Here is a 17,580-nt window from a genome sequence, read left to right as displayed (position 1 = left end):
GCCCGGGGCCGCCGGAGCGGGCCCGGTCGTCGGATCACATCGTCGAACTCGGCCCTGCCCCCTCCGTCAGGCGCGTGGCACCGCGCCCGTCAGCAGCATCCGGATCGCTGATCGCAGGGAGTCCCGCAGCTCGAGGTGCAGGACCGCGAGAGCGGGTTCGAGGTCGTACGCGGCCTGCACGCCGGCCGGAGGCGAACTGTAGGGCGCCAGGGCTCCCGCCAGGACCAGGACGTGGAAGCAGACCCTCTCGGCCTCACCGCCCAGTTCGGGCACGTGCCGGCGCAGGAGATCCGCAGCACTCGTGAGCCGGGCCAGCGCGACCCGCTTGTGCTTCACGACGACCTCGACCGAGACGTTGTGCTCCAGGACGCCACCCTGGGCCCCGAGGAGCTCGCAGAGCGGTCGACGGGCGGCCAGCGTCGAGGCGAGGACCTCGGAGAGACGATCCGCCCGTTCCGTCACCGGCCGACGGGGGTCGACGCCCCGCACTAGAGCGTCGGACACCTCGGTGAGCCACTCCTGCACGGCGGCGTCGAGGAGCTCGAGCAGCACGGCCTCACGGGAGTCGAAGTAGCGCAGCACGTTCGACTTCGCCCGGCCGACCCGACGGCTCAGTTCGTTGAGGGTGAGCTCCGCGACCCCCATCTCGTCGAGCATGGCCGTGGCCGTCTCGAGGATCGCCCGTCGTCGGGCCTCGCGCTGCTCGTCGTTGCGCGCTCGCTGGAACGTCACCGCCGCAGCCTAGCAGTAGCGGACCGCCGGTCTCTTGACAGGAGACCGGCGGTCTGTAGAGTTCTCCCCGAAGAGACCGACGGTCTCCTAGTGGAGGAACTCATGAGCTCGCAGTGGACACAGGCACACGTCCCGGATCAGCACGGTCGGGTCGCCGTGGTGACCGGCGCGAACACCGGACTGGGCTTCGAGACCGCCAGGGTGCTCGCCGAGCACGGCGCCACGGTCGTGCTCGCCGTGCGGGACATCGCCAAGGGACGGGCCGCCGCGGCGCGGATCCACGGCGATGTCACCGTCCAGGAACTGGACCTGACATCCCTGGAGTCGGTGCGCTCGGCGGTGGCGGAGCTGCGCGCCGAGCACCCGCGGATCGATCTGCTGATCAACAACGCGGGGGTCATGTACACCCCGAAGCAGACCACCCACGACGGGTTCGAGATGCAGTTCGGCACCAACCACCTCGGGCACTTCGCCCTCACCGGGCTGCTGCTCGACCACCTCCTCCCCGTTCCGGGCTCGAGGGTGGTCACGGTCAGCAGCACCGGGCACCGCATCCGCGCCGCGATCCACTTCGACGACCTGCAGTGGGACCGCTCGTACTCGAGGACGGCGGCGTACGGGCAGGCCAAGCTGGCGAACCTGATGTTCACCTACGAGCTGCAGCGACGGCTCGCCTCCCGGGGTACGACGGTGGCGGTGGCCGCCCATCCCGGCGTCTCCAACACCGAACTCGTCCGCAACGCACCGGCCCCACTGCGGGTCGTCGCCGACCGGGTGGCTCCGCTCGTGACCCAGTCAGCTGCCATGGGCGCCCTCCCGACCCTGCGCGCCGCCACCGATCCCGCCGTCCTCGGGGGGCAGTACTACGGCCCCGGCGGACTCGGCGAGGTACGGGGCCACCCCGAGGTCGTCGCGTCCAGCCCCCAGTCCTACGACGCCGACATCCAGCAGAGGTTGTGGGACGTCTCCGAGGAGCTCACCAAGGTGGAGTTCCCCGTCTGACCGACGGCGGTGAGCCGGGCAGCATCGAGCTTCGTGCCACGAGCAGCACGAAGACCTCGTCACCGGAGGAGCGAGCGCAGCTCCTCCTCGACACCGTCGAGGGCTCGCGCCAAGGTGCCTTCGTCCTCGTGCTCGAGCCAGCGGGTGATGGCCTCGCCGACACAGGCGGTCCCGACCGCGGCGACGAGACGCGCCCGGTCTTGGGCGTGGCCGCGGCGTTCCAACTCCCCGACGAACATCTGCTGCAGCGCGGCCTGCTTCGTCCGTTCGCGAGCCTGCAGCGCCGGCGTCCGCGCGATGACCCGCGCCCGCCGCACCAGCATCGCGCGGTCGCTCTCCAGCAGCCCGACGGTCGCCCGGACCGCGTGGGCCAGGACGTCGAGGCCGCTGGTCCCGTCCGGTGCGTCGGCGGCCGCCCGCTTCATCGCGTCGTACAGCTCGTCCTCGCCCGAGAACAGGAAGTCCTCCTTGTCGGCGAAGTGGCGGTAGAGCGTCCGCTGACCCACCTCCGCCGCCTCGGCGACGGCGCCGACGGTCACCGCGTCGTAGCCGTGCTCGTCGAACAGGGCGGTGGCGACCGACATGATCACCTCGCGGGTGCGCTGCTTCTTGGTCTCCCGCAGGGTGCGCGCAGCAGGTGGACTCACGACGCCGAGTATGGCACGCCCTGCCATATGGCAACGCTTGCCATATGGCAGAGCGTGCCACTACCGTCCGCGCCATGCGCATCCTCGTCACCGGAGCCACCCGCGGTCTGGGCCTGGCCACCGCTCGCACCCTCGCCCGCCGTGGCGCCGAGGTCGTCGTGACCGGGCGGGATCCCGGTGCCGTGGCCCGGGTCGCCCGGGAGATCGGCGGCGCGCCCGTCGTCCTCGACCTCGCCCGGCCCGAGCACGTCCGGCAGGTCGCGGCCGAGCTACCCGTCCTCGACGCGGTCGTGGCGAACGCCGGCGTGGCCTTCACCGGGCCGCCGACGTTCACCGACGACGGCATCGAGGAGACCCTCGCGATCAACGTCCTCGGTCACGTCGCCCTGCTCGACGTCCTGATGGAGCACCCCGCGCCGCCGTCCCGGGTCGTGCTGCTCGGGTCGGGCACCCACGTCCCGGGCCTCGTACCCGGCGTGCCCGCGCCCGTGGAGGACCTCGCCCTCGGTGCCCTTGCTCGCGGCGAGGTCGCAGCCGAGGACGGCACCCGCCGCTACACCACGTCGAAACTGCACATCACCGCGCTGACGGCGGCCTATGCGCGAGCGCACCCCGCCACCCACTGGACCTGCTACGACCCGGGACTCATGACGAGCACCGGACTCGCCCGTACCCGGTCACCATGGCTGCAGCAGGCCCTGCGGATCCTCGAGCGCCCGATCAGCATGCTGGTGCCGTTCGCAGTCACCCCCGAGGAGTCGGGCGGCACACTCGCCGGCCTCGTCCTGAATCCGAGCGGCCTTACCGGGGGCGTCATGGCCTTCCATCGCGGCTTCGGCGACCGCTCCGCGCGAGCAGCCGATCCCGCCTTCCAGGATGCACTGCTCGCCGGGACGCGGACCCTGCTCGCCGGGCCGGAGGTCCGGCTCGCGCAGGCGAGCGTCCCGTCCCGATGACGGCTGGAACCGATCGGCCGGAGCGCGGCGAAAGCGGTCGAGGCCCACGTCGTCCCGGGATGAACCTCGCGATGCTCGACGGGTGCGAACTCGCCCTCGCCGTCACGGGGACCTCGAGCACGGCCGAAGCCGTGCGGACCTACGAGTCGACGATGCTGCCCCGCTCCACCGAGCTCGCCGCCTCCCTCGTCGGGGAGGCGGACTTCCTCCTCGACGACGGTGACGTCCCCCAGTTCGCGAGAGCTGCCCCGAACTCGTCACCGGACACGACCGCGAACGCCCGTCAGGATCACCAGCGCTGGAGTCCGTGCACGTCCGTCGACGGACCAGATTCAACAGTCGGGGCCCGCCCGCCCCCGGGTGCCGGACCGGGGGTCAGGGGACGGTCTCGCCGATCTCCTCGAGGCGGCGACCGCGGGTGCGTTCACCGAAGATTCCGACGGTCAGGCCGCAGAGCAGGATGAACGCGGCCGTCAGCGTGAAGACCCCGCCGAAGCCGGCCGCGGCGACGACGGCGGCGATGAGGAAGGCGTTGCCGAAGCCGGCGAGACGGCTGAAGCCGTTGGCGAATCCCGAGCCGAGGCCCCGGAGGACGGTCGGGAAGACCTCGGGCAGGTAGGCGTAGACGAGGGCGGTGTTCGTCTGCAGGAGCAGGGTCGCGAGGAACCCGCTGACCACGAGGACCCAGTACGAGCCGGTGAACGCGAACACCAGCATCGACGCGGCGACGATCGTCGTGACCACCAGGGAGGTCGTCCGTCGCTGGAACCGGTCGCTGAGCAGCATCGCGAACAGGGCTCCGAGGGGCGGGCCGACGGAGAAGATCGTGGTGATGGTCAGCGCCTCGGCCGTGGAGTAGCCCCGTTCGACGAGCAGGGTCGGGACCCAGCCGGTGAACCCGAAGACACCGAGGGTGCCGAAGATCAGCGTCAGCGTCGCGACGGTGGTGCGCTTGCGCATGCCCGGCGCGAACAGGTCCGAAGCCTTCTTGGCCTCGTGGATCGCGGTGGCGCTCCCGGCGACCTCGGGGAGCGGGCCGGGCAGCTGGGCCTCCAGCCGCTCGACGGTGCGCCGCGCCTCGTCGGCCCGGCCGTTGACCGCGGCCCAGCGCACCGACTCGGGCAGCAGGAACCGGGCCAGGACGGCCGGGATGATGCCGATCGCACCCAGGACGAACAGCCAGCGCCACGCGCCGGGCGAGAGCGGCACGATCAGGCGGGCCGCGGCGGCCACCAGCGGCACGCCGAGCAGCCCGATGCCGAGCATGAGCGCCTGGCAGCGGCCGCGGCTGACCCCGGGGAACATCTCGGCGACGTAGACGATGAGCACCCCGGTCACGGCCTGGATGCCGACCCCGGTGATGACCCGGAGGACCCCCAGCACGGCCAGGTTCGGGGCGAGCGCGCACAGCAGGGAGGCGACCGAGTAGACGACGGTGCCCCAGACGAGGACGCGTCGGCGACCCACCCTGTCGGACAGGCGACCGCCGATGATGCCCCCGGCGAACATGCCGAGGAAGGAGTAGGAGGTCAGCTGGCCGATCTGGGCCACCGACAACCCCCACTCCGCCCGGATGGCGGGGGCGGCGTACGCGAGGCCGTTGGTGTCCATCAGGTCGCAGATGAACAGGATGCCGAGCAGGACCATCCAGCCGCGATGGGACCGGGTGGTCCTGGGCAGCCGTTCGAGCCGGGCGGCCAGCCTGCCCGCCGTCGTCCGGTGATCCGTGGTGGCACGGTCGAGGGTGTCGTCCATCGTGCTCTCCTTCGAGCGGGTGGGAGGGATGAGCGGATGCGGAGCCGGTCCGGCCCGTACCGGACCGGCGGTCACGCCGGACGACCGGTCGGCCGTGATGCCGGGGCCGCCGCGCCGGAGGGTGCGGCGGCCCGGGCGGGAGCAGGGGACGTCAGCTCGCGGCTGCGGCCTGCTCGCGGAGGTGCCCCGACGGCAGGACGTCGCGCCCCGGGTCGGCGGGCAGCGTGATGCCGAACTGCCGATCGACGAGGTCGCTGATCAGGTCGTAGCAGGACCCGACCCGGACGACCTCCATGGTGCGGAAGTCGATGACCGTCGAGGACCGCCGGTAATGGTGGTACCTGCTCAGGCCGTAGTCGACGACCAGGTCGACGGCGTTGATGATCGGCTGCTGGATGTCCTCGACCCGGAACCTCGTGCCGGTGCCGGTGAGGTTGGCCGACGAGCCGAAGAGCGGGATCCCCGCTGCATGGGTGAGGCGGACGACCTCGTCGGGAAGGCGGCCGTTGTTCAGCAGCATCGCCAGCGTGTCGTCCACGGTGCTGGCGGTCAGCGTGTCGGCGTCCGCCGCGGCGACGACGGGGTGGTCGGCCCGGTACGGGGCCACGACGCAGATCGGCAGGCCCGCGTCGAGGGCGATCGCGTCGATGATCTCCCGCTCACGGCTGCCGATCTCGTGCACCTCGAGGTGCAGCTCGTAGTTCCCGGCCATCGCGTTGCGCTTGTGCGGTGCCCGCTGCTTGGCGTCGAACAGCTGCTGCAGTCTCGCCCCGGAGTTCGCGCCCGCCGCGTAGCCGATGTCGCCCGGCATGACGACCGCGCCGCCGGCACTGACCGTGTCGAAGATGCGCTCGGCGTCGCCCTTGATGTCGCGCCTACCCATTTCGAGCCTCCCTGCTCCCCATGTGGGTTCGTCGACCGCAATGCGGTTCGGAAAGCACCGGTGCGCGACCCCCCGGATCGGGAGCTACTGCTGGTCGCCTTGACTCGGTGTGAGAGCAGCTTCTACCGTGAACCACTTCGTGGCAAGGGTTGCCACGATGTAGATATTGAAGACGTCCGGGGCGACGACAGTCGCGGACGACGGGAGGCAGAGCGGTGCCTGACAATCAGCCTTCGATCCTCGTGATGGAGAAGGCGGTCCGTGTCCTCGACTGCTTCTCCCCCGAGCACACGCGCCTGTCGCTGAGCGAGATCCGGCGGCTCACGGGCATGCCCAACTCGACGGTCGCCCGCCTGGTGCGCACCCTCGTCGCCAGCGAGCTCCTGCAGCGCATCGGCGACGACTACTGCGTCGGTCTCCGCGTGCTGAGCTGGGCGACGGCCGCCTCGGCGGGTTCGGACCTCCTGGCCGCGGCCGAGCCCGTGGTGGCCCACCTCCGCGACGTGACCGGTGAGACGGCCGGGCTCTACATCCGCCGCGGCACCACGCGGGTCGCCGTGATCGTCCGGCTCAGCCCGCGATCGATCATCTTCCGCTGCGACGTCGGCCAGCTCGCACCCGTCCGTGTGGGCGCCGGCGGCAAGGTGTTCATGGCCTACGACGAGCAGGTCCTCAACGCGGTGCTCGTCGAGACCGCCGAGCAGGCACCGGACGAGTCGCGGACCGCTCTGGACCGCCAGCTCGAGTTCGTGCGGACGAACGGGTGGCTGCTCACCGAGCAGGAGCGCGAGACCGGCCTGAACTCGATGGCGGCCCCCGTGTTCGACGCGAGCGGGGGCGTCGTGGCGGCCCTCGCCGTCGGCGGCCCCTCCTTCCGCCTCGACGCGACGATGGCCGAGGAGTTCGGTCCGGTGGTCGCCGAGGCGGCCCGGGCCCTGTCGCGGCGCCTCGGCCACGACCGCACCGCGACCGCGCCGGCGACGGAGCGCACGGGGACGACCGGGGAGATGGCGTAGCCGATGAGCACCCTGCTGGACAAGATCTGGGACCGGCACACGGTGCACCGGGGCGCCGGGGGCACCGACCTGCTCTACGTCGACTTCCACCTGCTCCACGAGGGCTCGAGCCCGCAGGCGTTCGAGGGTCTGCGCCTGGCGGGCCGTACGGTCCGCCGGCCCGATCTCACGCTCGCGACCGAGGACCACGTCGTCCCCACCCGGGGCCTGCTGGGGCGGTCGGGCGTGGCGGCGACGATGGTCGAGGCGCTGCGGCGCAACTGCGAGGAGTTCGACGTCCCGCTGCGCCGGTCGGGCACGGACGGCCAGGGGATCGTCCACGTGATCGGCCCCGAGCTCGGGATCACCCAGCCGGGCCGACTGATCCTGTGCGGCGACAGCCACACCAGCACCCACGGCGCGTTCGGCGCGCTCGCCTTCGGGATCGGGACGAGCCAGGTCGAGCACGTGCTCGCGACCCAGACCGCCGCCTTCGCCAAGCCGAAGGCGATGGCCGTGACGCTGCACGGCGACCTGCCCGAGGGTGTGTCGGCGAAGGACGTCGCGCTGGCCGTGATCGGTCGGATCGGCACGGGGGGCGCGCAGGGCCACGTGATCGAGTACCGCGGGCCGGCCGTCGAGGCGATGTCGATGGAGTCCCGGCTGACGCTGTGCAACATGTCGATCGAGGCGGGCGCGAAGGCCGGCATGGTCGCGCCCGACGCCGTGACCGCCGAGTACCTCCACGACCGGCCGTACGCGCCGGTGGGCCGCGACTGGGACGAGGCCGTCGCGTCGTGGGCGACGCTGCGCACCGACGACGAGGCCGAGTTCGACCGCCGCGTCGACATCGACGTCACCGCCCTGTCGCCGTTCGTCAGCTGGGGGACGAACCCGAGCCAGGTCGTCGAGCTGAGCGGGGTGGTACCCGACCCGGCCGCGGCCCCCGATCCCGCGCTCCGCGACGCGGCCGAGCGGGCGCTGACCTACATGGACCTCACGCCGGGCACCCCGATGCGGGAGATCCCCGTCGACGTGGTGTTCCTGGGGTCCTGCACGAACGGTCGCATCGAGGACCTCCGCGCCGCCGCCGGTCTCCTCGACGGCCACCGGATCGCCTCCGGTGTGCGGATGCTCGTCGTCCCCGGATCGGCCGCGGTCAAGTACGCCGCGGAGTCCGAGGGTCTCGACGAGGTGTTCCGTTCCGCGGGTGCCGAGTGGCGCACCGCCGGCTGCTCGCTCTGCGTGGCGATGAACGACGACTCGCTGGCTCCGGGCGAGCGCTGCGCCTCGACGTCCAACCGCAACTTCGAGGGCCGGCAGGGCCGTGGGGGACGCACCCACCTCGTCTCACCGACCACGGCGGCCGCCACCGCGCTGACCGGCCGTCTCACCGCTCCGTCGGACCTGGGGGCTCGTCGATGAGACCGGTCAGCACGATCACCGGCCACGGGGTCGCCGTCCGGCGGACGAACATCGACACCGACCAGATCATCGCCGCGCGCCACTGCCTGCGGACGACCCGGACGGGCTTCGCCGAGCACCTGTTCGCCACCTGGCGGGCGGACCCCGGATTCCCGATCGGCGACCCGGCCCACGACGGGGCCGCGGTCCTCCTCGCGGGAGCGGACTTCGGGTCCGGCTCCTCGCGCGAGCACGCGGTGTGGGCCTTGCAGGACTACGGGTTCACCGCGGTCGTCGCCTCGCGGTTCGGCGACATCTTCGCCGACAACGCCGTCCGGTCCGGCCTGGTCCCGGCGGTGGTGGACGACGGCGCGGTCACCGCGATCATGGACGCCGTCGAGGCGGACCCGGCGGCCGAGGTGACCGTGGACCTCGAGTCGCTGACCATCCGGACGGACGGGATCGAAGCCCCGATCCGGATGAGCACCGACATCCGCCGGCGCTTCCTCGACGGTCTCGACGGCATCGACGTGACCCTCCGGCACGAAGCGGCGATACGCGCCTACGAGCGCACCCACATCCCCATCGCCCAGGCGTCGCGAGCGGCAGGAAGGTGACCACGATGCCGACCACTGCCTCCTCCTCCGAGCTCCGCAGACTCCTCACCGAACCGGGCATGCTCCGCGCGCCCGGGGTCTTCGACGGCATCAGCGCCCACCTCGCCCGCCGGGCGGGCTTCCGGGCCGCCTACCTGACCGGTGCCGGGGCGGTGGCCTCCGGACACGGGCTGCCGGACATCGGGCTGGCCACCGCGACCGAGATGGCCGACCGCGCCGCGCTCGTCGTGGAAGCGAGCGGGCTCCCCGTCATCGCGGACGCCGACACCGGCTACGGCAACCCCATGCACGTCGTGCGCACGATGCGGGCCTACGAGCGCGCCGGGGTCGCGGCCATCCAGCTCGAGGACCAGGACTTCCCGAAACGCTGCGGGCACCTCGACGACAAGTCCGTCGTCGGCACGGACGACTTCGTCCGCAAGCTCGTCGCCGCCCTCGAGGCCAGGCAGGACGACACCGTCGTCATCGCGCGGACCGACGCCCGCGGCCCCATGGGCCTCGACGAGGCCCTCGCCCGCGCCGACCGGTACGCCGCCGAGGGCGCGGACATGATCTTCGTCGAGGCCCCGGCCTCCCGGGAGGAGATCGAGCGGATCGCCGCCGAGGTCAAGGCACCGCTCGTGTTCAACGTGGTCCCCTCCGGACGAACCCCGGCGATCCCGGACGCCGACCTCGAGAAGCTCGGGTACCGGCTGGCGATCTATCCGGGCGCGGTGCTCCAACCGGCGGCCCAGGCGATGGCCGCCGCCCTGGTCGACCTGGGGGGCGAGGACCCGCACGTCGCCGAGGGCCCGGCCGGGCTCTTCCGCACCGTCGGACTCGACGAATGGACCGCCATCAGCGACCGCTACCGCTGACCCCGCACCCGCCGGTCCATCGCCCGACGACACCATCAAAGTGATCGGCACAGCATCTTGCCTGCTCAGAGCGACTGGGACAAAGCATGGTGTCAGCGGCGCCCGCGTTCCTGATCAGGCGCGTCGGTGGTGCGCCGACCCCTCTCCGCGGTCAGGGAGCGGGCGACGTCGATGGCGTACGTGGTTGTTCACCTGCGATGCGCCCGGACACGTAGCCGCTGTGCAGTGCCCCGGAGCTGCTGGGGTCAGCGGCCGCGCAGAGTGCCGACCAGCCATCCGGCGGTGACGGCCAGGCTCGCGGGCGACTCGAAGGCGCGGTCCTCGTGCCCGGCGCCGCCGAGCAGGAGCAACGACGACGGGACCCCGACGCGGACGAGGGCGTCGTGGAGGAGCTGGCTCTGGCTCGCCGGGGTGATCCGGTCGCGGTCGCCGTGGGCGATGAGGAAGGGCGGCGCCCCCGGGGACACCCAGCTCAGGGGGCTCGCGTCCCGGGCGCGGTCGGCCACTCCCGCGACCTCGCCGACCGACCCGACGCCGAGGAAGGCGGCTTCGAAGTCGAACGGCAGGATCGCGGTCTCCAGCCAACTGCGCGACGCCGTCGCCATCAGGTCGGACATACCGAACCAGGCCACGACGGCCTGCACCGCGGCGAGTTCCCAGGGCTCCACCGCGCCGTCGCCAAGCCCACCGGCTGCCTCGGTGAGGGCCACGAGCGAAGCCAACGTGGCGCCGGCCGACGCTCCCCAGAGGGCCAATCGCGCACCGTCGACGCCGAGGTCGGCGGCGTGCGTCCGGAACCACCGAACGGCGGCCCGGACGTCGTGCACCGCGGCGGGGAACGGGTCAGCAGGGGCGAGCCGGTAGTCGACCGACAGGACGGCCAGGCCGTGGGCGGCGAGGGCCGTCAGCCTCAGCTCGGCGTCGTCCGTGCGCGATCCGACCTGGAACCCCCCGCCGTGGACGTACACCACGCCCGGGGGTGGCTGCTCGGTCCTCGGCAGGTAGAGGTCGGCCTGGAGAGCCCTGCCACCGACCTCCCGGTAGGTCAGGTCGGGGATGTCCGTCACGTCGACCACCGGGCTCTACCGGGCGCCCGCGACGGAGCCCGCCGGCACCGCCACGGCGGACCGGGGCAGCCGGGCGAGGAAGTCGTCCACCAGGTCCGCCACGTCGGCGGCGTCGGCGGCGACGCCGTGGAGGTAGTGGTCGGGCCGGGCGAGCAGGGCCGCGGAGCCGGTGTCGGCCCAGAATTCCCGGTAGGTCCCGTCGACGTCGACGGCGTCCGCGTCGTCGGTCGTGCTGTCGTCGACCACGCGGAGGACCAGCACGCCGAGTTCGGCGAGGCGGGCGAGCCGCTCGGGGCCGAGCAGGATGGGTCGGGTGCAGGCCGCGGCAGCGGCATCGTCGGGAAGGCCGTTGCCGCTCAACGCCGGGGGTGCGAGCGGGGCGCTGCTGTGCGACCTCGGCATCGACGGTGCCGCCCTGCGCGGCGTGGCGCTCGTCGCGGCCGCGCGACGATGCTGGGGATGAGCGCTACGAGCTGGCGGTTGCCGGACGCCCGGTGCAGCCCGGTGTGGAAGTCGATGCACAGCAGCGCCAGCTGCTCGCGCCCGTCCCGGTCGGAGGCCGGCAGCAACCCGTCCATCCGGTCGCACAGCCCGCGCAGGTGCTCCAGGTCCTCCCCGGCGCAGCAGCCGGCCGCTCGCCGTGCGCCGTAGGCCTCCAGGACGACACGGAGGTCGTAGAGATCGTCGAGGTCCTGCGCGGTCCAGCCGACGACCAGGGCGCCGCGGTGCCGCACCAGCTCGACCATGCCCTCGGTCTGCAGGCGCTGCAGCGCCTCCCGCACGGGGGTCCGACTCACGCCCGCACGGGCGACGACCTCGTCCTCGCGGACCCAGGTCCCGGGTGGGTACTCCCCCGTGGCGATGCCGCGGTGCAGGACCTCGTAGGCGAGCTCCTGAGCCGGTCTCTCTATAGCTCGACCATCCCGTCGACACACGCTCCGTCCGCGCGATCGTATTCGATCGATGCCCTGCGACGTGACCTTGCCGTTCATCGAACTGGCGTCAGAGCTGCGGTGCCGAGTCCGCGGCCGCGGCCCGCCACCCCCGGCCCGACACGGCGACCTCCAGCTCAGCCGGTCAGGGCGCTGCTCGTCGTGACCCCCGGCGGGACGCGGTAGCCCTGCAGCTGCGCGCCGAGGAGCGCGGCGAACTCGATGGTCGTCAGGTCGTCCCCGGCGGCCCCCATCGCCTGGATACCTACCGGGAGCCCGGTGGCGGTGCTGGTCACGGGGATGGTCGTGGCCGGGGCGCCGGCGACGTTGGCGAGGGCGTTCCACGCCATCTGGTCCCAGTAGGAGCGCCGTTCTCCGTCGACGTCGATGTGGCGGGCGTAGCGGTTGAGGTCGTCGCCGTGGTGGGGCGGCGCCGCGGTCGGGGTGACCGGGAGCAGCAGGACGTCGACGTCGTCGAAGAACCGCGTCCAGCGATCGCGGATCTCGTGGCGGGCGGCATCCGCGGCGAGCCAGGTGGTGTGGCGCTGGAAGATGCCGCGCAGAGCGCTGGCTGCGGCTCCTCGCGGACTGCGGAGGGCGCTGAGGGTGAGCGCGGCCTGCTCGGCCAGGCGGATACCGGACCGCTCGATGATGGGGGCGCCGTAGAGCAGCGGGTCGAACGCCCGCTGGGACTCGGCGATGTCGACGGGCAGGGGCGCGTGCTCGACGACGGTCGCGCCGGCCGCGCGCGCGGCGGCCACGGCCTGGTCGATCGCGCGTCGCACGTCGGAGTCGACGGGGCAGGCCGGGTCCTCGCTCCACACCGCGACCCGGAAGTCGCGCAGCGCGCCCGCCCGCGGTGGCGCGAGCGTGTAGGTGAACCCGCCGTCGCGGGGCAGGGTGCCGACGGTCGCGTGCAGGGCCGGGGCGATGTCGCGGGCGTCCCGGGCCTGGACCCCGGCGCAGGCGAGGTCGATCTCGGCCCGTCGGCCGGGATCCGCCGGCCCGCGTCCGATGTGCCCGACCAGCGGGACCGACCGCCACGTCGTCTTGTGGCCGTAGAGCCCGCAGAAGTGGGACGGGATGCGGGTCGACCCCCCGATCTCGGAGCCGTAGTCGAACGCGGTCAGCCCGGTGGCCGTCGCGGCGGCGCCACCGCCCGCGGATCCTCCGGAGGTCCGCGAGTGGTCCCAGGGGTTGTTGGTCCGCCCGAAGATCGGGTTGTCGGCCTGGACGTCGGCGTTCCACGGCGGCAGGTTCGTCTTGCCGAACACGACCGCACCGGCCCGCCGCAGCCGGGCGACGGCCTCGGCGTCCCGGGTGGGGACGTGGTCGGCGAGGTCGCGGCGACCGCAGGTCGTGCGCAGGCCGGCGGTCTCGTAGCTGTCCTTCACCGTGACCGGGAGCCCGTGCAGCACGCCGAGCGGCTCGCCGGCCGCCCGGGCCCGGTCCGCGTCGCCCGCGTCGCGGCGGGCGCGGTCGACGTCGAGGGTCACCACGGCGTTCAGCGCCGGGCCGTGCTCGGCGATCCGGGCGAGGAACACCTCGAGCAGGTCGCGGCTCGAGACCTCCCCCGCGGCCAGGGCCTCCAGCTGCCGGACGGCGGGGGCGAGGGCCAGGTCGTGATCGGGGTGCATGGGGGAACGCCTTCCGGGGTCGGGACAGCGCGGGCTCAGCCGCGGGGGGACAGCACGACGACGGGGATCTGCCGGTCGGTGCGGGCGCGGTAGCTGTCGTAGGTGGGGTAGGTCCGCACCGCGAGCGCCCAGAGACGGTCGCGTTCCGCGGGCCCGGCCTCGCGGGCGCGGACCGCGTGGACCTCGTCCCGCACCTGGACGGTGACCTCGGGGTGGGCACGCAGGTTGTGCAGCCACGCGGGGTGGCGGGGTGCCCCGGCCTTGGACGCGATCAGGACCAGGTCGTCGTCGACCGCGGTGTAGAGCAACGGCGTGGTGCGTCGGCGGCCGCTGCGGGCCCCGACGTGGTCGAGCAGCAGGATCGTCGGCATCCCGGGCAGCCGGTGGCCCAGGCGACCGGCGGTGCCGCGATAGAGGCGCACGTGCAGTGCCGTGACCACGGCGACGACGCGGTCGAGGACCCGCCAGACGAGGGGCGGGGCGGTGGCGGCCATGGGTTCTCCCTGGTGTCGACGATGGGTGGTGGTGGCGGCGGGCTCGCGCCTACCGGTCGGAGAGTCGGGCGAGGGCGTCGCGGACCGCGGGGCTGCGGGCGAGCCGACGGTCGAGGACGGGGCCGAGGACCCCGCGGGCCGCGGCGACCGGTCGCCAGCGGGCGGGGACGGTGACCGCGGTGCGGCGGCGACCGAGGGCGTCGGCGATCGCGGTCGCCGCGGTGGGCGCGTCGATGCGCCGGAGCAGGACGCGTGGTGAGACGGCCGCGAGCAGGTCCAGGGCGCGGCGGTCGCCGTCGACGTGCTGGTGGATCATGTCGGTCTCGATGAGGGAGAACGACGCGGTCAGCACCGACACCCCGTGACCCGCCAGCTCCACCCGCAGTCCCCGCCCGAGCGCCTCGACCGCCGCCTTGCTCATCGCGTACGGCACGACGCCCGCGCCGTTGACGTAGGCGAACACCGAGCCGACGAGTACGACCTGGCCACGGGACTCGATCACCGGGCCGAGAGCCGCCGAGACCGTGGTGACGGCGCCGCCGACGTTCACCGCCAGCACGTCGGCGATCTCCGCGGGCGAGAGGGCGCGGAAGGTCGCGGGCCGCCCGAGGACGCCGGCGTTGGCGACGACCACGTCGAGGGACCCGAACTCCGCGACCGTCGCGGCGACCACCTCGGCGACCGACTCGGGCTGGGTGACGTCGCAGGCCCAGGATCGGGAGCGGCCGCCGGGCAGGGTCGCCGCGACTCGCTCCGCGGCGGCGCCGTCGATGTCGGCGCACGCCACGACCGCGCCGCGGCGGGCGAGCTCCGTCGCGGTGGCGGCGCCCAGCCCACGCCCGGCCCCGGTGACCATGACGACCTTGCCCGCCGGGGAGGAGCGCCGCACGTCAGCCCGCACGGCCGGGACCCCGCTCGATCGGGGGCAGCGCGGGGAAGGCCGCATCGTCGACGCCGAGCGGGCCCGTGGCGGCCAGCGGGCGGATCCGCACGAACACGCCGACGTGGTGGGTCTGCGCGGACAGGGCGTGCTTCATCGCGAACGCGTGGCCGCCCGGGGAGTAGGCGTAGTCCTCGGCCTGCGCGCGGGTCTTCCACAGGCTGATCGAGGTGTGCTCGAAGGGGAGCGCCGAGGAGACGTCCATGCTGCCGCGGTGGCCGGGGTGGTGGGCGGCGCGGCTCGCGGCGTGGACGTTGTTGCGCAGGAACCCCGGCAGGTGGCGCGGCCGCAGGATGCTGTGCACCGCCACCACCATCGGCTCGTCCTCCGCGACCGGCTCGGTGCCCTCGGCCGAGGGGTTCCAGCCGTGCCAGTCGTCGTGCTCACCGTTGCGCCGGACCCGGGCGACCTCACCGTCCATCCCGAAGTGACCACGACCCTCGAGCGCCTCCCGCAGGGGGCCGTTCCATGCCGCCTGCGCCGCCTCCGGGGAGTCCCACGCCGCGACCAGGGCCCCGCTCGCCGGCACCAGCCGCGGCACGAGCCGGTGAGTGCCGTCGTTGGCGTGGTTCACCGTCGCCGCGCGCAGCCCGTCGATCCCGCCGGCGAGCGCGGCCCGGACCGTCCGCCGCCAGCGCAGGAAGCCCCCCGCAGGACGCTCGAGCGCGTCGATGGTCACGAAGTCGCCGCCGGTCATCGGTTCGCCTCCGCGTCGCCGAGGCGGTCCCGCAACCGCGACGAGGCCCGCAGGGGCCGGTACTCCCCCGCCGCGGCGAGGCCGATCCGCGGCATGTTCGCGTAGATCGCCTCGAACTGGCCCGCGGCGACGCGGTAGGTCTCGTGCCAGACCCCGACGTGGCCGTTGTAGGCGGTCCGGCGGAAGAAGTCCCGCTGGGCGGGCTTGTGGGACTGGTCCCGGTCGTCGGCCCAGCCCTCGAGCTCCTCGACCGAGCGCCAGTGCTGGACGAAGAACGGCAGGCGCCAGTCGCCGACCGAGAGCACCAGGCGGGACTGAAGCAGGGGCGAGTCCGGCAAGGCCCGCAGCTCCCGGACCATGCCGAACGCCGACCACATGACCGGTACCCACTCGGTCACCCGCCACCAGTGGTTGATGCGCATCCCGATCAGGAAGACGACGAAGTCGTCGGGGTAGTTCGCGGTGTACCTGCCGGCTTCGACGTCCATCGGCGAGCTCCTCCCGAGGCGACCGCCCGGTCGCCGATCTCCTCGCACACTAAAACAGACACAGTGTCACTACAAGTCGTCAGGGACCGGCGCTAGGGTGGGGCCGTGGGCGTCCTGGACAAGCGCAGTCGAGACGACCCCCGGCGCCACGCCACCGAGCACGCCTTCCTGCGGGCGACCGAGGCGCTGCTCACCGAGGGCTCCTCGTTCGCCGACCTCAACGTCCGCCGCGTCGCCGAGCGGGCCGGCCGGACCCGGACGGCGTTCTACGCCCACTTCGAGGACCGCCGCGAACTCCTGCTCGCCCTGCTCGACGAGGCCGCGGGCGAGGGTCTGGCCGCGATCGGCCCGTTCCTCGCCGGGGACGGCCCCGTCGGACGCGACGAGCTCGCCGCCTCGCTCCGGGGGCTGCTGGAGACGATGCGGCGCCACGCCGTGCTCGTGCGGGCGGTCGTCGAGGCCGCGAGCTACGACGACCGGATCGCCTCGTACTGGGACGGCGTCATCGGCCGCTTCGTCGAGAGCACCCGTCATCGGCTCCACGCCGAAGGACTCGGCGCCGACGAGGCCACCGCGACCGCCACAGCACTGTGCTGGATGAACGAGCGCACCTGCTACCAGCAGGCCGTCCGCGGCGGGACCGGCCTCGACGACGACCGGGCCGTCGCCGCCCTCGTCGAGGTGTGGTGGAGCGTGCTGCTGGCCGCGCGCGCCGGCTCCGAGGACCGGGCGCGCCCACGAGGTCGCTGACCGGCCTGGCGGAACTCGGTCCGCACCGCCGACCCGCGCCTCGACCGAAGGCCGGACGAAGGGTCCCGACCCACTCGAGGACCAGCACGCCCGTCGTGGAGCGGGTCGCGACGATCCCGAGGAGCAGATCACCGGTGACCGAGGGAGCACCGAGACGCCCGTCCGGTGGGAGGTCCCGAGCGGACCATTTCGAGTGATGCACAATCCAAGAGCCCGCAGCCGTTCGACGACGGAGCGAGCATGGGTGGATGGCGGACGATGGCGGGCAGCGCACATCGGGCGACGTCGCGAACGAGGCACGCCGTCCTGCGAGGCCCTCTCGCCGGCCGCGCACATTGTCAGCCATTCGCGCGGCGCTGGACGACACCGAGTCGGCGGGCCGACCATCCGCAGCAGAGCTCATCGCCTCGATGAGGGCGCGACGCCGGCGGGCTGAGCCGCCCGAGGAGGACGCGCCCTGACCCGGCAGGGTCGAGACGGCGGGCCGACCCGCTCCGGGCGGTGCAGGAGATGACCGACAGGTCGCCCGGTGGCAGTGCTGCCACCGGGCGACCCGCCCCGCCAGGGGCGGCCGGGCCGCACCTTCGTCAGGGGGTGAGGACGACCTTCTCGCACCCGTCGGCCTTCTCCACGAAGGTCTTGTAGCCCTTCGGGGCGTCACCGAGCGCCATTCGGTGGGTGATGACGAAGGAGGGGTCGATGTCGCCGTTGCGGATGTGCTCGAGGA

The 17,580-nt window shown here is 73.2% G+C and carries 19 protein-coding genes; 7 read left to right on the top strand and 12 right to left on the bottom strand.

The window, feature by feature from the left end; genetic code table 11:
• Positions 1-66: 66 nt before the first annotated feature.
• Positions 67-732: a TetR/AcrR family transcriptional regulator gene (locus tag ACFPBZ_RS14070; RefSeq protein ID WP_378036692.1), complete on the bottom strand. Its 666-nt coding sequence runs from the start codon at positions 730-732 to the stop codon at positions 67-69.
• A 102-nt stretch (positions 733-834) separates the two neighbouring features.
• Here ACFPBZ_RS14070 and ACFPBZ_RS14065 point away from each other — a divergent pair, with 102 nt between their 5' ends.
• Entirely contained in the window at positions 835-1,734 is a 900-nt protein-coding gene (locus ACFPBZ_RS14065) for an SDR family NAD(P)-dependent oxidoreductase (protein WP_378036691.1), read from the top strand.
• Positions 1,735-1,793: 59 nt separating this feature from the next.
• Here ACFPBZ_RS14065 and ACFPBZ_RS14060 read toward each other — a convergent pair whose 3' ends face one another.
• Entirely contained in the window at positions 1,794-2,381 is a 588-nt protein-coding gene (locus ACFPBZ_RS14060; RefSeq protein ID WP_378036690.1) for a TetR/AcrR family transcriptional regulator, read from the bottom strand.
• 74 nt (positions 2,382-2,455) lie between these two features.
• Here ACFPBZ_RS14060 and ACFPBZ_RS14055 point away from each other — a divergent pair, with 74 nt between their 5' ends.
• Positions 2,456-3,337: an SDR family NAD(P)-dependent oxidoreductase gene (locus tag ACFPBZ_RS14055; RefSeq protein WP_378036689.1), complete on the top strand. Its 882-nt coding sequence runs from the start codon at positions 2,456-2,458 to the stop codon at positions 3,335-3,337.
• Positions 3,338-3,712: 375 nt separating this feature from the next.
• Here the strand turns inward: ACFPBZ_RS14055 and ACFPBZ_RS14050 are convergent, their stop codons facing one another.
• Both ACFPBZ_RS14050 and ACFPBZ_RS14045 read right to left on the bottom strand, forming a co-directional pair.
• Positions 3,713-5,092: an MFS transporter gene (locus tag ACFPBZ_RS14050; RefSeq protein WP_378036688.1), complete on the bottom strand. Its 1,380-nt coding sequence runs from the start codon at positions 5,090-5,092 to the stop codon at positions 3,713-3,715.
• Positions 5,093-5,243: 151 nt separating this feature from the next.
• The gene (locus ACFPBZ_RS14045; RefSeq protein ID WP_378036687.1) at positions 5,244-5,975 is read right to left on the bottom strand and encodes a Sua5/YciO/YrdC/YwlC family protein; all 732 of its coding nucleotides are present in this window, start codon (positions 5,973-5,975) and stop codon (positions 5,244-5,246) included.
• Positions 5,976-6,190: 215 nt separating this feature from the next.
• Between ACFPBZ_RS14045 and ACFPBZ_RS14040 the strand changes: the two genes are divergently transcribed.
• Genes ACFPBZ_RS14040 through ACFPBZ_RS14025 form a run of 4 tightly spaced genes read left to right on the top strand, consistent with a single transcriptional unit; the run spans position 6,191 to position 9,848 of the window.
• On the top strand, positions 6,191-6,991 hold the full coding sequence (locus tag ACFPBZ_RS14040; protein ID WP_378036686.1) for an IclR family transcriptional regulator: 801 nt from the start codon (positions 6,191-6,193) through the stop codon (positions 6,989-6,991).
• Positions 6,992-6,994: 3 nt separating this feature from the next.
• Positions 6,995-8,395: a 3-isopropylmalate dehydratase large subunit gene (leuC, locus tag ACFPBZ_RS14035; RefSeq protein ID WP_378036685.1), complete on the top strand. Its 1,401-nt coding sequence runs from the start codon at positions 6,995-6,997 to the stop codon at positions 8,393-8,395.
• The gene (gene leuD, locus ACFPBZ_RS14030) at positions 8,392-8,991 is read left to right on the top strand and encodes a 3-isopropylmalate dehydratase small subunit (protein WP_378036684.1); all 600 of its coding nucleotides are present in this window, start codon (positions 8,392-8,394) and stop codon (positions 8,989-8,991) included. The genes leuC and leuD overlap by 4 nt, the downstream gene beginning before the upstream one ends.
• A 5-nt stretch (positions 8,992-8,996) precedes the next feature.
• Positions 8,997-9,848 carry an isocitrate lyase/PEP mutase family protein gene (locus tag ACFPBZ_RS14025; protein WP_378036683.1) on the top strand — a complete coding sequence of 284 codons (852 nt, stop codon included), beginning with the start codon at positions 8,997-8,999 and terminating at the stop codon, positions 9,846-9,848.
• 245 nt (positions 9,849-10,093) lie between these two features.
• On the opposite strand, the gene ACFPBZ_RS14020 is transcribed toward ACFPBZ_RS14025, so the two are convergent.
• From ACFPBZ_RS14020 to ACFPBZ_RS13985, 8 genes are all read right to left on the bottom strand, one after another.
• Entirely contained in the window at positions 10,094-10,915 is an 822-nt protein-coding gene (locus tag ACFPBZ_RS14020) for an alpha/beta hydrolase fold domain-containing protein (protein ID WP_378036682.1), read from the bottom strand.
• Positions 10,916-10,930: 15 nt separating this feature from the next.
• Positions 10,931-11,275, bottom strand: coding sequence for a hypothetical protein (locus ACFPBZ_RS14015; RefSeq protein WP_378036681.1), 345 nt, complete (start codon positions 11,273-11,275; stop codon positions 10,931-10,933).
• Positions 11,272-11,850, bottom strand: coding sequence for a GntR family transcriptional regulator (locus tag ACFPBZ_RS14010; RefSeq protein ID WP_378036680.1), 579 nt, complete (start codon positions 11,848-11,850; stop codon positions 11,272-11,274). Before ACFPBZ_RS14010 ends, ACFPBZ_RS14015 begins: the two co-directional genes overlap by 4 nt.
• A gap of 134 nt (positions 11,851-11,984) precedes the next feature.
• A complete protein-coding gene (locus ACFPBZ_RS14005; RefSeq protein ID WP_378036679.1) occupies positions 11,985-13,484 on the bottom strand; it encodes an amidase in 1,500 nt (499 codons plus the stop codon).
• A 35-nt stretch (positions 13,485-13,519) separates the two neighbouring features.
• Complete coding sequence (locus ACFPBZ_RS14000) at positions 13,520-13,978, bottom strand: nitroreductase family deazaflavin-dependent oxidoreductase (RefSeq protein ID WP_378036678.1); 459 nt, start codon at positions 13,976-13,978, stop codon at positions 13,520-13,522.
• A gap of 49 nt (positions 13,979-14,027) precedes the next feature.
• Entirely contained in the window at positions 14,028-14,879 is an 852-nt protein-coding gene (locus ACFPBZ_RS13995; RefSeq protein WP_378036677.1) for an SDR family NAD(P)-dependent oxidoreductase, read from the bottom strand.
• The gene (locus ACFPBZ_RS13990) at positions 14,869-15,615 is read right to left on the bottom strand and encodes a hypothetical protein (protein WP_378036676.1); all 747 of its coding nucleotides are present in this window, start codon (positions 15,613-15,615) and stop codon (positions 14,869-14,871) included. The genes ACFPBZ_RS13995 and ACFPBZ_RS13990 overlap by 11 nt, the downstream gene beginning before the upstream one ends.
• Positions 15,612-16,103 carry a DUF4188 domain-containing protein gene (locus ACFPBZ_RS13985; protein ID WP_378036675.1) on the bottom strand — a complete coding sequence of 164 codons (492 nt, stop codon included), beginning with the start codon at positions 16,101-16,103 and terminating at the stop codon, positions 15,612-15,614. Before ACFPBZ_RS13985 ends, ACFPBZ_RS13990 begins: the two co-directional genes overlap by 4 nt.
• Positions 16,104-16,208: 105 nt before the next feature.
• Here ACFPBZ_RS13985 and ACFPBZ_RS13980 point away from each other — a divergent pair, with 105 nt between their 5' ends.
• Positions 16,209-16,853, top strand: coding sequence for a TetR/AcrR family transcriptional regulator (locus ACFPBZ_RS13980; RefSeq protein WP_378036674.1), 645 nt, complete (start codon positions 16,209-16,211; stop codon positions 16,851-16,853).
• Positions 16,854-17,580 lie beyond the last annotated feature (727 nt).

The sequence above is a fragment of the Actinomycetospora atypica genome (assembly GCF_042653685.1).
Classification (GTDB): Bacteria; Actinomycetota; Actinomycetes; order Mycobacteriales; family Pseudonocardiaceae; genus Actinomycetospora; species Actinomycetospora atypica.
This window is presented reverse-complemented; position numbering and strand designations above follow the sequence as displayed.

Bases quoted from the DNA above. Each gene is read 5' to 3' on its own strand.
- ACFPBZ_RS14000 (WP_378036678.1), bottom strand. From the start codon at position 13,978: ATGGCCGCCACCGCCCCGCCCCTCGTCTGGCGGGTCCTCGACCGCGTC.
- leuD (WP_378036684.1), top strand. From the start codon at position 8,392: ATGAGACCGGTCAGCACGATCACCGGCCACGGGGTCGCCGTCCGGCGG.
- ACFPBZ_RS14055 (WP_378036689.1), top strand. From the start codon at position 2,456: ATGCGCATCCTCGTCACCGGAGCCACCCGCGGTCTGGGCCTGGCCACC.
- ACFPBZ_RS14045 (WP_378036687.1), bottom strand. From the start codon at position 5,975: ATGGGTAGGCGCGACATCAAGGGCGACGCCGAGCGCATCTTCGACACG.
- ACFPBZ_RS14025 (WP_378036683.1), top strand. From the start codon at position 8,997: ATGCCGACCACTGCCTCCTCCTCCGAGCTCCGCAGACTCCTCACCGAA.
- ACFPBZ_RS14005 (WP_378036679.1), bottom strand. From the start codon at position 13,484: ATGCACCCCGATCACGACCTGGCCCTCGCCCCCGCCGTCCGGCAGCTG.
- leuC (WP_378036685.1), top strand. From the start codon at position 6,995: ATGAGCACCCTGCTGGACAAGATCTGGGACCGGCACACGGTGCACCGG.
- ACFPBZ_RS13985 (WP_378036675.1), bottom strand. From the start codon at position 16,103: ATGGACGTCGAAGCCGGCAGGTACACCGCGAACTACCCCGACGACTTC.
- ACFPBZ_RS14065 (WP_378036691.1), top strand. From the start codon at position 835: ATGAGCTCGCAGTGGACACAGGCACACGTCCCGGATCAGCACGGTCGG.
- ACFPBZ_RS14050 (WP_378036688.1), bottom strand. From the start codon at position 5,092: ATGGACGACACCCTCGACCGTGCCACCACGGATCACCGGACGACGGCG.
- ACFPBZ_RS13990 (WP_378036676.1), bottom strand. From the start codon at position 15,615: ATGACCGGCGGCGACTTCGTGACCATCGACGCGCTCGAGCGTCCTGCG.